Below are 12,564 nucleotides of genomic sequence, written 5' to 3' on the forward strand. Positions count from 1 at the left end.
CTCTCCTCACGCCTCTGCGGAAAGAACGGCGACGCCCTCGCCGCGCTGGTGTCCGACCGTCGTTACGACGGCCGCCTTGGTGCCCGCCTTCATCGGCGCTTCATGGGCAGCGTCGAAGGGTGGAACCTTTGCGTTGGCATCGATGGCCAGGGCTGCGAGCGCCAGCCCCAGCGGGAATTGCGCCTCGATCGTGTGACCGGTAACGCCGCCGAAGCCGCGGATCGCCGCACCCGGAAGCTGATGTTCCAGCACCGCCTTTTCGCGGGCGGCGATCTCGTGCATGCCGGTCGAACCGGAGAAGATCGCCATGCTCTCTGCCGGCAGCTCGGCGGCAGGCTTCAGCAGCCGTTCCATCCGCACTTCGAAATTGCCGGCAGCGCGATTGCCGCGATCGCCCTCAACGGCGCTGATCGTCGCATAAATATGCGCGCCGCGTTCTTGCGCATGCTTGCGCGATTCCAGCACCAGGAAGGCGCCGGCGGAACCGGTGATCATGCCGCCGCCCTCGAGGCCGGAGCGCGACCAGAGTGGCGCCCATTCGCCGCGCGTGTGCGCGCCGATCGCTTCGGTAAGCAGGATCATATCCGGGCGCTCGGCAGCAAAGGCGCCGCCAACCAGCGCATGGGTGGATTCGCCGGAGCGAATGCGCCAGAACGCCGTCTCGACGGCGGAAACGCCCGACGCTTCTTCGCCCATGAAGGTCCGCGAGGAGCCGGTGACCTTGTGAACGATGGAAATATTGCCGGCAAGCAGATTGGAAAGCTGCGCCAGGAATAGCGTCGGCCTGAGTTCCGTCGTCAGCTTCTCATTGAGCAGCAGTTCGCGGTCGTTGCGCTTCAAGCCCTCGTCGACGATCAGCGTGTCGACGTTGATGTCGCGCTCGCCGCCGCCGGCCGCCACGATCATGTCCATCGTGCCGCAGGCCTCAATATTGTCCTTGAAGCCGGCATCGTCGAGCGCAAGACCCGCGGCGAAGACGCCGATGCGCTGCCAGTTCTCCATCTGGCGCTGGTCGCCGCGCTTGGGGATCTGCTGCGACCAGTCGATCTCAGGCAGCGGATGCACCGGATAGGGTTTGAATTTCTCTGTCTCGACGATCGCCTTCGGCGCGCTCTCCGCCGAAAGCAGCGCGATATGCGCCTCCTTGCCGACGCCCTGACAGGTAACGATGCCGACGCCTGAAATGACGACGTCGTTTGCAGCCTTGCTCATCCAACCACTCCCTGCGCTGCGATCGCTTTGAGAAGCCCGACCTCGCCGGCGCGTTTTTTAACGATATCGCCGAGCGGAACTTCGCTGAAGGGCATGGTGCGCAGTTTCAGCTGCGCATCGCAGACCTTCTTGCCGCCGCTGGTGATCTTGGCCTTGGTGACCGCGAAACCCGACCCGTCATGCTCCAGCACCGCCTCGATATCGAGCACGGCTTCCGGCTCGACGAAGGTGCGCATCTTGGCACCGTCGACCGACATCAGGAAGGGCATGGCGGCAAAGTCGGTCACGGCAAGCACCAGCATGCCGGAAGCCTGCGCCATGGTCTCGATCAGGAGCACGCCGGGAACGAGCGGCATACCGGGAAAATGGCCCTCGAAGACGGGGCTCTTGGCCGGTACGACGGAACGCGCCGCAAGCGTCCCCTTCTTCAGGTCCACCGCTTCGACGCGGTCAATCATCTGGAAATATTCCAGCAGCATTCGGATCCTCCGGCCCGGCAGGCCAAATCCGCCCGCCGGTGACGCCTAATTAGGAACGAAACCGCCCGGCCGCCATACTCAGGGCGGCAGGGCGTTCAAAAAAGACTGGTGTGTCGCTCAGGCCTTGGCCGCTTTGAGCTCGTCGATTTTGGCGCAGAGGTTCTTCAGCACGAAATATTCTTCCGTAGAAACCTTGCCTTCATTGACCTCCTGCGTCCACTTTTCGAGCGGAATCTTGATGCCGAATTCCTTGTCGATCGCAAAGACGATGTCGAGGAAATCGAGGCTGTCGATACCGAGGTCGTCGATTGTATGGCTCTCCGGCGTGATCGTGGCGCGATCGATCTCGCTGGTTTCTGCAATAATGTCGGCAACTTTATCGAATGTAGCGGTCACGCGCTGTACCTCATGAAATGACGATTTAAACCCCCTCATAGGCAAATCCTTTTCAAAAGCCAATGCTTTCGTCCGGGCGTTACGGCAAATTGACAATAAGGTGTTGCCTAAACAGCAATGGAACACCGGCGAGTGCAGGCGCCGAAAACAGGATGCGGCTGTCCAACATCCGCACCGGTCGTTGATCTGAATCAAATTATGCGCGCTGGCATTTGATAATCATCAAGCCGCGCTGGAAGGAATTGCGATCGCGTTTCACATGTCCGGCTTTTTGAAGGATCCCGACGATGGACGTTGCCAGCAGCGAGATTTTCGAGACAGGCACGCCCGTCGCATGTCGTTCCTGTCAGGCGCGGCACGGCGTCGTCTGCGGCGCCCTGTCGAACGCTCAGTTGAAGGAGCTCAACCGCCACTCCCTGCGCCGCAAGATCGAGGCCGGCTCGGAGATCATTGCGCAAGGATCGGAAAGTTCATTTTATTCGAACATCATGCGCGGCGTGGTGAAGCTCTGCAAGATGATGCCGGACGGACGCCAGCAAATCGTCGGCCTGCAGTTCGCTCCCGATTTCGTCGGCAGACCCTTCGTGCGCGAAAGCACACTGTCGGCGGAGGCGGCAACCGACGCCGAAATTTGTGTCTTCCCGCGCAACCTGCTCGACCGCATGATCGCGGAGACGCCGGAGCTGCAGCGCAGGCTGCACGATCAGGCGCTCAACGAGCTCGACGCCGCGCGCGAATGGATGCTGACGCTCGGCCGCCGCACGGCGGAAGAGAAGGTTGCAAGCCTGCTCCACCTCATCGCGACCCATGCCGAGCCGCAAACCGCGATCAGCACCGCCTTCGATCTGCCGTTATCGCGCGCCGAGATCGCCGATTTTCTCGGGCTGACGATCGAAACCGTCAGCCGGCAGATGACCAGGCTGCGCAAGCGGGGTGTTATCCTGATCGAGAACTCCAGACATATCGTCGTTCCCGATCTGGATGAACTGGAAAGAATCAGCGCGTAACAGGATCAGACGTCGCATTCGGAGTCAGGCGCTGATCCGGGATCAGCGCGTGATGACGACGCGGGTATTGGCAAGACCCGCCTGCCGCGTCAATGAGAAGAACTCGGCCGCATTGTCAGGATGCAGGCGAACGCAGCCATGCGAGGCCGGTGTGCCGAGACGCTTCAGATCGAAGGTGGCGTGAACGGCGTAACCGCCGTTGAAAAATACGGCGTAAGGCATCGGCGCATTGTCGTACTTGCGCGAGCGATGATCGCGCGACAGCCATTTGGCGTTCCAGGAGCCGGTGGGCGTGACATAACCATTGCGCGCGGTGGAAACCTTCCAGCGATATTTGACGAAGCCGTTCTCGGTGACGGTCATCGTCTGCTTGCCGATGCTGATATTGGCAACCAGCGCTGCTGCCTCAGCCGCAGCCGGAGAAAACTGCAGTAATAAGCTTGCCGCCGCGGCGGCAAAAATCGTCTTCATGATAATCCCTCTTCGCACCCGCGCATTTGATTGCGCCCTCACGACAGAGAGACTACGACGATACTTGATTACATAGCTTTAACCCGAATGGTAATCACAATTCTAACAGGGCAATGACCGGTTTAAGCGCCGCAGGAGGGCCGCTCCCCTCACTGAAGCTTGCGCCCCGCCGGCCTCTGCTTGAGTTGCTGATAGGCCTTGTTCATCCTTTCGCGGATGGAGGCCATGGTGCCGAGATTATGGCCGCAGGCCGCGCAGCTTATGATGTCCGTCTCCCGGATCTCGGGACGCTCGAATTTCATTTTGGTGCTTTTGCACTTCGGGCACGGTAGTTCAACCTGAACTGTCATCGCTCTGCTTCCGGTCTGATGGATTTGAGGCGTTTCGCATAAACGTTTGCGGCGTGACTGTCCACCGGGGGGTGAGCTATGGCGCAAGCCCCTCACAGGAAGCACAAAAACAATCCGAACGTGATGCCGGCAAGCACCATGCAACTCGCCTGATAAACGGAGACACCGTCCTCGATGTCGCCGGATGTCGCGACATCGCGCCCGGGATTGTTGATCATCGGTTCGGTAACGAGCACGCCGCCGTAGATGCGCGGTCCGGCAAGCTGGACATTCAGCGCACCCGCCATTGCCGCTTCCGGACGGCCGGAATTCGGCGAACGGTGCAAGCCGCCGTCGCGCATCGCTACCCGGATCGCCTCGCGGCAGGCGCTGGTGCCGCGCCGGATCCAGGCGCCTGCAGCAATCAGCAGGATGGAGAGGCGCGCGGCCGGCCAGTTGGCGACATCGTCGAGCCGAGCGGCCGCCCAGCCGAAATCGATGTATTTTTCCGATCTATGGCCGATCATCGAATCGGCCGTGTTCAGCATCTTGTAGGCGAAAAGCCCTGGCATGCCGAAAATGGCATACCAAATCGCCGGCGCGACGACGCCATCGGAGAAGTTCTCGGCAAGGCTTTCGATCGCCGCGCGGCAGACGGCCGGCTCATCCAGCGTCTCGGGATCGCGCCCGACAATGCGGGCAACGGCCGCCCGTCCACCGACAAGCCCCTCCTCACGCAGGGCGACGGCAACGGCGGCGACATGGTCGGCAAGGCTCTTCTGCGCCAGGAAGATCGCCACCAATCCGGTCTCCAACAGGATGCCGGCGAGGCCGAACAGCGCGAAAAACCGGTTGAACACGAAGCCTGCCGCCAGGGCCAGCAACAGCAGCGCTACGATGGCGGCGACGCCGTTCATCCGCCGTTGATGGCCCGTGAGGCTTGAAGGATTGAGCTGCTGGTCGGCATAGGAGATCACCGCTCCGAAAATCGCAACGGGATGCGGCACGCGCGACCAGAGCCATTGCGGATCGCCGACGATCCGGTCGAGCAGCAGCGCCAGAAGCAGCACGAGAAGGTTTAGGTCGATCGTCATCGCTCAAATCTCTGAAGGACTTCGCCAAGCCTCCGGTCCGCCGCCGGATCAGGCGTCAGCCCGAAACGCAGCCATCCGGGCGCATAGTCGAACTTGCGGACGAGAATATGATGCCGGCAGAGATGCGTGTAAATGTCGCTCGCTCTGGCATCGTCGACAAGGGAAAACAACGCCGTTCCCCCTGCGATCTGCAGCCCGAGCCCGGTCAGCACCGCATGAAGCCCGACGCCGCGTTCATCGATGAGCTGGCGGATGGGGGAAACGTCCGAACGCAGCAGCGAGCCTGCTATCGAAAGCGCCGGCCCGGACACGGCCCAGGGTCCGAGCCATCCCTCGAAACGCTGGAGAATATCATCACGCGCAATCGCAAAGCCGAGCCGAAGGCCGGCGAGCCCGAAAAACTTGCCGAAGGAGCGGAAGATCACCAGATTTGAGAGCCGCTGCGCGTGGCCGGCGAGACTGAGTGCCGGATCGGCGTCGCCGAAGGCTTCATCGACAACCAGAAGTCCATTGACCGCCTTCATCCTGTCATGCAGGCCAATCAGCGTTTCCACGGGCCATGTCAGCCCATCGGGATTGTTCGGATTGACAACGACCGCAAGCCGATGCTCAACTCCGATCGCAGCGACATGACCGACGGTATCGACGGCAAAACCGGCTGAATTAAAAGCGTGCGCATACTCGCCATAGGTCGGCGCCACGACGGCGACCCTGGCGCCCTCATCCTTTGTCAGCAACCGCGGCAGAAGTTGGATCACCGATTGCGTGCCGGGCACCGGCAGCGGCAGGATCTCGCCGCTCCCATAGTAATCGCGCGCCGCCCACCTTGCCTCTTCGGCCAGATGGCTGTCCGGCAGGCGGTGCCAAGCCCTTGCAGGGATTTCCGGCAGGGCAGCCGGGCACGGATTGATCCCGGTGGAAAGGTCGAGCCAGTCCTCCGGCCTGCCGCCAAAGGCGGCAGCAGCGGCAGTGACTCCGCCACCATGGACGATCGGCGCGCTCACGCGGCAATCCCGGCAAGATCGATCAGATGCATGTAGGAACCCGCCACCTGCCCGCGCCGGAGCCCCGCCGGGCCAAGATCGGTTCCGAGCGCATCTCGGACCTGAAACAGCCGTTCGCCCTCGCCTTCGGAGATGAGGGTGGAATAGTGGAATTCATGCGCCGTCATCGCTCGCTGAAAGATCGCGCCGTCGAGCGGCATGACGTGGCGATAACCGAGATGGCGTTTTCGCGCGGCATAGCTGGTGACAACGGGCAGCAGACCGAGCATCTCGTGACGGATGCCCTCTGCGTCGATCAGCCCATCGCCGAGCACCATGTAGCCGCCGCACTCGCCATAGATCCGGATGCCGCGCGCCGCCGCATCGAGAAGGCCTGCGCGAAAATTCGACGCCTGGGAGAGCGTTCCGGCATGCAGTTCGGGATAACCGCCAGGCAGATAGATCGCATCAGCATCGGCAGCGGGCGCCTCGTCGGCGAGCGGCGAGAAGAAGGAAATCGCAGCCCCCCGCCGCCGCCAGCCAAGCAGCATATGCTCATAGGAAAAGGCGAAAGCGATATCACGGGCCACCGCAATGCGACTGCCGAGTGGCGGCAGGCGATCGATATTGGCAGCCGACGGCCGGTTGAGGCCCTGCCTGGCGATGCGCAGCAGAAACTCGAAATTGCATTCCTCGGAGACGGCATCCGCCGCATGCTCGATGAAATCTTCGAGGCTTGCATGCTCACCGGCCTGAACAAGGCCGAGATGGCGATTCGGCAGGACAAGCGCCTTGTCGGTGCCGATCACGGCGATCACCGGCATCCGAATCGCCTCGAGCGCCTGACGCAGCATCGCCTCGTGCCGTTCGCTGCCGACCTTGTTGAGGATGACGCCGGCAACGCGAACATCCGCGCGGAAACCGGCAAAACCCGCTACTAGCGGCGCGACCGATTGCGACATGCGCGAAGCGTCGATGACCAGCACCACGGAAAGGCCGAGCTGGGCGGCCAGATCCGCTGCCGTCCCCTTCCCGTCGGCCGCTCCGTCGAACAGCCCCATCATCGCCTCAACGACGAGAATGCGGTCGCCGGAGCGGTGCAGCGTCGCATTGGCCGAGATCAGCTCCGGCCGCATCGCCCAGGGGTCGAAGTTCAGGCAGGGCGTGCCGCTTGCCGCCGCATGGAAGGCGGGATCAATATAGTCGGGGCCGGCCTTGCCGGGCGCGATCGCGATGCCGCGCCGACGCAAGGCTCTGAGCAGGCCGAGCGTCACCGTCGTCTTGCCGACGCCGGAAGAAGGAGCTGCGATCAGGAGGCCGCTCATGCCAGCACCTGGCCGGACTGGCGGAACGGATACGGCTGCAGCCGTCGTCCGGCGAGAGCGCCGAGCCAATCGAGCGAGGCTCGGAGCCGCACCACCTCGCCGATGACGACCACCGCCGGCGGCTCGAGCCGGGAGGCGGTAACAGCCTCGGTCGCTTGCCCGAGCGTCGTCTCCAGCACCTGCTGCGCGCCGGTCGCCGCATTGCAGACGAAAGCCACGGGCTCGGATGGCGAGCGGCCCGAAGCAATGAGTTTGGCGCTGATCTGGGCGATGTGCTTCATCGCCATGTACATGACGATCACCGGCGAACCCTTGCCGATCGCTTCCCAGTCGATCCTGTCCGGCACGATGCCGGAGGAATCATGGCCGGTCAGAAACGTCACCGCATGATTGATCTCGCGATGCGTCACCGGAATGCCGGCATAGGCAAGCCCGCCGATACCGGCAGTGATGCCCGGCACTATGCGGAACGGAATATTGTGCTCGACCAGCGTCAGCGCCTCCTCGCCGCCGCGCCCGAAGACGAAGGGATCGCCCCCCTTCAGCCGCAGCACCCGCTTGCCGGCGCGCGCCAGTTCCACCAGGCGCAACGAAATATCCCGCTGCTTGGCCGAGGGTTTGCCGCCGCGTTTGCCGGCATATTCGAGTTCGGCGCCGGGGTGCGCGAGCCTCAGGCAGTCCTCATTGACCAACGCGTCGTGGACGATCACATCAGCCTCGGCGAGCCCCCTGGCGGCCAAGAGCGTCAGCAGGCCCGGATCACCCGGACCGGCCCCGACGAGCCAGACGCTGCCCGGCTCCAACGCCGGCAAATGGGAGAATAAACTATTCGACATTTTGTTGATCTAGGCCCAGCGAGAGCCAAGGTCAACGCCGCCTGCGCCACCTCACTTGAAGTTGCTGAGATGACAATGACTCACTTTGCAAACGAGCGGATTCGATATCGCAGGAAAGCGATGCAGCAATATGAATACACTATGATATTACCCTCGCGACCGGCCGCGCATGGAGTCGGTCAACTCCGCTTTCTTCCTCGCCAAAAAAGAACTACGATAGTCTTTCAATTGCCGTTTGACGCTACTTCAATGCAACCGTCTAACTATGAGCGCGAGTAAGGGGACAATGCTCAGAATATTCTCGTTACGGGGCAGGCTTGGTCGTCTTCGCTATTTCCTGTTCAACGTGGCAGTCATTGCTGTCGCCGCGGCCGTGGTATTCGCTCTCACTCACTTACTGACGCTGGTCGGAACTCGGGAAGCGATTTCAAGGGTTAAGGAGTTAATCGCCCTAACCTATGCGCTGGCGCTCATCACCTGCCTTTGCCTAATGGTGATGCGACTGCATGATTTCGATCAGAGCGGCTGGTGGACCGCTTCAGTCTTCATGCTTCACCTGCTCTACGGCTATTACGAAGCAGTTGGCTCCCTGACCGCAGTAATTCTCATGAGCATCTTTCTGCTGGCGGTCCATCTTGCAATCATCCTAACTCCTGGCTCGAAGGACCCCAACAGGTTTGGCGAAGTGCCCGGCTCCGCCGGCGCCCGCTTAGGTTTGCTGGGCGGATAATGGCCCGCCGCGAGAGGTTGCGGAGATCCGGGCGTATCGCTGTGGCCTGTGCCGAGGATGACGCCAGGCGACGCCTGCTGTGGTGAAATACATTCCAATCGGCGTTGAAGACACTCAGCCGCGAAGCAGCGTATCGCGGATCAGCGTCAGGACCTTTTCCGACTCGATCCCTGTGGTGACGATCTGGCTCGGCCGATCATCCCAATCGCCGGGCGGGAACCGGCGATTGTCCGGCTTGACGATCGTCTGGCCGTCGGCAATGCCGCCGCAGACGACGCGCACCGCACCTGAGATGGACGAGAACAGCTCCGGCGCCACGACGTAGACTGCGGCGCAGCTGTCATGCACCATCATGCCGTCCTCGACCGCATGCTTGTAGAAGTCGATGTAGGATTGCGAGAGTGCGTCGAGCAGTTTCACGGCACCATCTCCCTCGGCCGCCATCCTGCCGAGATAACTGCGGCTCATGGTGGTGATCGAGGTGACGTCAAGGCCGATGACTGCGACCTTCCAGGGCGCGGTCATGACGATGTCGGCGGCCTCGGGATCGCCATGAATATTGGCCTCGGCGACCGGCGAGACATTGCCGGGCACATAGAAATTGCCACCCATGATGACGACGTCCTTGACCAGGGTCGCAATCTCCGGGTCTTCCTTCAACGCCCGCGCCAGATTGGTCATTCGCCCGACCGCGACCAGGCGCACCTCGCCGGGATGGGCACGCACGGTGTCGATGATGAAGCGGTGCGCCGGGCGCGGATCGAGCGGCAGGTCGATCGACGCTGGCACCTCGATATCACCGAGGCCGTTGTCGCCATGCACCATGGAAGGCCACTCCCGCGCCGCGCGCGAGGCATCGATGGTGACGCTGGCGCCTTTGGCGACGGGTGCAGGAATATTCCATTCACGCTTGAGGAAGAGCGCATTGCGCGTCGTCGTCTCGACCGAGGCATTGCCGAACACGGTGGTGATGCCGATCAGGTCGATTTCGGGATGCCGATGCAGGAAGAGAAGCGCCATGGCGTCGTCAACGCCCGGGTCAGTGTCATAAATGACCTTGTGCATGATTTTTCCTCTAGAATGTGAATCGCGAGGCTGCCGGGTGGCGCCGCGAATTGCCGCCACCATAGCGACCATCAGGCTTTCTGCAACCCGCCACGGGCAACTGCCGCCGTTGCATGCGCCGATTTGATTTTGCCAAGCATCAGTTCGGCATTATCACCGGTCGCCGCAAGCGCTGCCGATTCCGCCACCCCATGGCAGCCGACCCGAGCAAAGACGACGGCCGACGGATTTTTGAGCCGCGGCGTTTCCCGCTCCAGCCGCGACGCGTCGAAGAATACGGCCGGCACGCCAAAATGCCTGGCGACCGCGAGGATAGCCGCCTCCTTACGGCGGCTGTCGATAGAAGCAATAGCGGCGAGTTCCTCCGCACCGATACCGGCCGCCGCCAGGGCCGCAACGGCCAGCGCCTGCACCTCGGCGACCGGCGTCCCGCGCTCGCAGCCGAGCCCGAGCACATGGCGCCTTGTCGCATCGAAAGAAATGTCGCTCATGGAGGCAGCCGAATGTACCCCTGCTGTGTCCTTGCAGCCATTGCAGCTTGGAGGGGGAAATGCAACAAGACCCGTGAAAGATCCTTCTGGAATAGCATCTTGCCTGACATCGCCCTTGATCTGCTTCTGCTGCTCTGCGCGGCCGCCTTCTTCGCCGGTTTCGTCGATGCCATTGCCGGCGGCGGCGGTCTGATTACGGTTCCTGCCATGCTGATCGCCGGCATCCCGCCGCTGCAGACGCTCGGAACCAACAAGGTGCAATCGATCTTCGGCGCCGCTTCCGCGACGCTCGCCTACGCCCGCAAGGGCCATGTGGAGCTTTCCGAACAGCTGCCGATGGCGCTGATGTCCGTCATGGGCGGGGCACTCGGCGCCGCTCTTGCGACGATCGTACCAGGACAGGTGCTTCAAGCGATCATGCCTGTGCTGCTGCTGGCAATCGCGATCTTCTTTGCTGTCAAACCGAATCTCAACGACCTCGACAAACACCGTCTCATCACGCCCTTCGCCTTCGGCCTGACGCTGGTGCCGGCCATCGGCTTCTACGACGGCGTCTTCGGCCCCGGCACCGGCTCCTTCTTCATGCTCGCCTTCGTCACCCTCGCCGGCTTCGGCGTGCTTAAGGCCACCGCGCACACCAAACTTCTGAATTTCGGCTCGAACCTCGGTGCGCTGATCGTCTTCGCAAGCTTCGGCGCAATCCTCTGGAAGATCGGCCTGTTGATGGGCGTCTGCCAGTTCCTCGGCGCACAATTGGGCTCACGGCTCGCCATGCGCATCGGCGCAAAGCTCATCAAGCCGCTGCTCGTCATCGTCTGCGTCGCCCTTGCGGTGAAGCTGCTCGCCGATCCGGCAAATCCGCTGCGTGTCTGGCTTGGCATCTGCCAGCGCCCATTACCTCAGGCGTAATTGATAGGGTGCGCCACCTTCCCGCATGATCGCGCTGCCTGGAACTGACGGGCGATCAAAAGGAGATGACCTGATGAACGACGCAAAGACCAAAGCCGAGCGCTACCTCGCCGTCTGGAACGAGACGGATGGCGCTCGCCGCCGCGCTCTCATCGCCGAGAGCTGGGCGGAAGCGGCCACCTATGTCGATCCGCTGATGCGCGGCGAAGGTCACGAGCAGATCAATGCGCTGGTCGAGGCCGTGCAAAGCCGTTTCCCCGGCTTCCGCTTCGAACTGATCGGCGCGGCCGACGGCTATGGCGACAACCTGCGCTTTTCCTGGAGGCTCGGGCCCGAAAACGGCGAAGCGCTGATCAAGGGCACGGATTTCGCCGAACTCGACGGCGGCAAGCTGAAATCCGTGCGCGGCTTCATCGACCAACTGCCGGCAGCCACCTGATGACGCCGGCCGCCCGCTCCCTCGGAGATCACCTGCGCGAGTGGCGCCAGCGCCGCCGCATGAGCCAACTCGACCTGGCGCTGGAGGCGGAGATCTCGCAGCGGCATCTGAGCTTCATCGAGAGCGGGCGCGCGACACCGAGCCGCGAGATGCTGCTGCATCTTGCCGAACGCCTCGGCGTGCCCCTGCGCGACCGCAACCCGCTGCTGCTGGCGGCGGGTTTCGCCCCAATCTTTGCCGAACGCAAGCTTGATGATCCTGCCCTTGAGGCGGCGCGACGCGCCGTCGACATGGTGCTGAAAGGGCACGAGCCCTTCCCGGCACTGGCGGTCGACCGCCACTGGACCCTGGTCGCCGCCAACGCTGCGATCGCTCCCTTGCTGTCAGGCGTTGCCGATCAGTCGCTGCTCGCGCCGCCCGTCAACGTGCTGCGCCTCAGCCTGCATCCGCAGGGGTTGGCGCCGCATATCGTCAATCACGGTGAGTGGCGCGGCCACCTCCTCGACAGGCTGCGTCAGCAGATATCGGCCTCAGGTGATCCTGTTCTGGAAAAGCTGTTGAAGGAGCTCCGGTCCTATCCGGCGTCGGACCGGCCCGGCGAAAACCACGCCGACTATGCCGGTATCGCCGTTCCCCTCCGGCTTGCGAACAAAGCCGGGTTGCTGTCGCTGATCTCGACAACGACGGTCTTCGGCACGCCTGTCGATATCACCCTGTCGGAGCTCGCGGTCGAATCCTTCTTTCCGGCGGATGAGGAAACGGCCGCCATCCTGCGCAGCCTGGCACTCAACTGAGTGG

The 12,564-nt window shown here is 62.6% G+C and carries 16 protein-coding genes; 5 read left to right on the plus strand and 11 right to left on the minus strand.

Features of this window, described 5'->3' with window-relative positions; all coding sequences use genetic code 11:
- Positions 1-6: 6 nt before the first annotated feature.
- The 3 genes from HJC04_RS05885 to HJC04_RS05895 form a co-directional block, all read right to left on the minus strand.
- A complete protein-coding gene (locus HJC04_RS05885) occupies positions 7-1,212 on the minus strand; it encodes a beta-ketoacyl-ACP synthase (RefSeq protein ID WP_221145271.1) in 1,206 nt (401 codons plus the stop codon).
- Positions 1,209-1,691, minus strand: a complete 483-nt coding sequence (locus HJC04_RS05890) for a 3-hydroxyacyl-ACP dehydratase FabZ family protein (protein WP_210630984.1) — start codon at positions 1,689-1,691, stop codon at positions 1,209-1,211. Before HJC04_RS05890 ends, HJC04_RS05885 begins: the two co-directional genes overlap by 4 nt.
- A 117-nt stretch (positions 1,692-1,808) precedes the next feature.
- Complete coding sequence (locus tag HJC04_RS05895) at positions 1,809-2,087, minus strand: acyl carrier protein (RefSeq protein WP_003540486.1); 279 nt, start codon at positions 2,085-2,087, stop codon at positions 1,809-1,811.
- A 287-nt stretch (positions 2,088-2,374) separates the two neighbouring features.
- Between HJC04_RS05895 and HJC04_RS05900 the strand changes: the two genes are divergently transcribed.
- Positions 2,375-3,094 carry a Crp/Fnr family transcriptional regulator gene (locus HJC04_RS05900; protein ID WP_210630983.1) on the plus strand — a complete coding sequence of 240 codons (720 nt, stop codon included), beginning with the start codon at positions 2,375-2,377 and terminating at the stop codon, positions 3,092-3,094.
- A gap of 42 nt (positions 3,095-3,136) precedes the next feature.
- Here the strand turns inward: HJC04_RS05900 and HJC04_RS05905 are convergent, their stop codons facing one another.
- From HJC04_RS05905 to cobA, 6 genes are all read right to left on the minus strand, one after another.
- Positions 3,137-3,565 carry a L,D-transpeptidase gene (locus HJC04_RS05905; protein WP_210630982.1) on the minus strand — a complete coding sequence of 143 codons (429 nt, stop codon included), beginning with the start codon at positions 3,563-3,565 and terminating at the stop codon, positions 3,137-3,139.
- Between the two features lie 149 nt (positions 3,566-3,714).
- Entirely contained in the window at positions 3,715-3,915 is a 201-nt protein-coding gene (locus HJC04_RS05910) for a hypothetical protein (RefSeq protein WP_210630981.1), read from the minus strand.
- Positions 3,916-4,007: 92 nt separating this feature from the next.
- Positions 4,008-4,988, minus strand: a complete 981-nt coding sequence (cbiB, locus tag HJC04_RS05915) for an adenosylcobinamide-phosphate synthase CbiB (protein ID WP_210630980.1) — start codon at positions 4,986-4,988, stop codon at positions 4,008-4,010.
- Positions 4,985-5,992 carry a threonine-phosphate decarboxylase CobD gene (gene cobD / locus HJC04_RS05920; RefSeq protein WP_210630979.1) on the minus strand — a complete coding sequence of 336 codons (1,008 nt, stop codon included), beginning with the start codon at positions 5,990-5,992 and terminating at the stop codon, positions 4,985-4,987. Before cobD ends, cbiB begins: the two co-directional genes overlap by 4 nt.
- A complete protein-coding gene (locus tag HJC04_RS05925) occupies positions 5,989-7,296 on the minus strand; it encodes a cobyrinate a,c-diamide synthase (RefSeq protein WP_221145274.1) in 1,308 nt (435 codons plus the stop codon). The genes cobD and HJC04_RS05925 overlap by 4 nt, the downstream gene beginning before the upstream one ends.
- Complete coding sequence (cobA, locus tag HJC04_RS05930; protein ID WP_210630977.1) at positions 7,293-8,132, minus strand: uroporphyrinogen-III C-methyltransferase; 840 nt, start codon at positions 8,130-8,132, stop codon at positions 7,293-7,295. The genes HJC04_RS05925 and cobA overlap by 4 nt, the downstream gene beginning before the upstream one ends.
- A gap of 286 nt (positions 8,133-8,418) precedes the next feature.
- On the opposite strand from cobA, the gene HJC04_RS05935 reads away from it, so the two are divergent.
- Complete coding sequence (locus HJC04_RS05935; protein WP_210630976.1) at positions 8,419-8,862, plus strand: DUF805 domain-containing protein; 444 nt, start codon at positions 8,419-8,421, stop codon at positions 8,860-8,862.
- Between the two features lie 114 nt (positions 8,863-8,976).
- Here the strand turns inward: HJC04_RS05935 and HJC04_RS05940 are convergent, their stop codons facing one another.
- Both HJC04_RS05940 and HJC04_RS05945 read right to left on the minus strand, forming a co-directional pair.
- On the minus strand, positions 8,977-9,927 hold the full coding sequence (locus tag HJC04_RS05940) for a nucleoside hydrolase (RefSeq protein ID WP_210630975.1): 951 nt from the start codon (positions 9,925-9,927) through the stop codon (positions 8,977-8,979).
- Positions 9,928-9,998: 71 nt separating this feature from the next.
- Positions 9,999-10,418 (minus strand): cobalamin biosynthesis protein, encoded by a 420-nt coding sequence (locus HJC04_RS05945; protein WP_221145276.1) that lies wholly within the window; start codon positions 10,416-10,418, stop codon positions 9,999-10,001.
- A gap of 99 nt (positions 10,419-10,517) precedes the next feature.
- Here HJC04_RS05945 and HJC04_RS05950 point away from each other — a divergent pair, with 99 nt between their 5' ends.
- From HJC04_RS05950 to HJC04_RS05960, 3 genes are all read left to right on the plus strand, one after another.
- Positions 10,518-11,327: a TSUP family transporter gene (locus HJC04_RS05950; protein ID WP_210630973.1), complete on the plus strand. Its 810-nt coding sequence runs from the start codon at positions 10,518-10,520 to the stop codon at positions 11,325-11,327.
- Positions 11,328-11,400: 73 nt separating this feature from the next.
- Positions 11,401-11,766: a nuclear transport factor 2 family protein gene (locus tag HJC04_RS05955; protein ID WP_247241727.1), complete on the plus strand. Its 366-nt coding sequence runs from the start codon at positions 11,401-11,403 to the stop codon at positions 11,764-11,766.
- A complete protein-coding gene (locus tag HJC04_RS05960; protein ID WP_210630971.1) occupies positions 11,766-12,560 on the plus strand; it encodes a helix-turn-helix domain-containing protein in 795 nt (264 codons plus the stop codon). The genes HJC04_RS05955 and HJC04_RS05960 overlap by 1 nt, the downstream gene beginning before the upstream one ends.
- Positions 12,561-12,564: the final 4 nt, after the last annotated feature.

It is taken from the genome of Rhizobium sp. NLR8a, assembly GCF_019685235.1.
Taxonomy (GTDB): Bacteria; Pseudomonadota; Alphaproteobacteria; order Rhizobiales; family Rhizobiaceae; genus Rhizobium.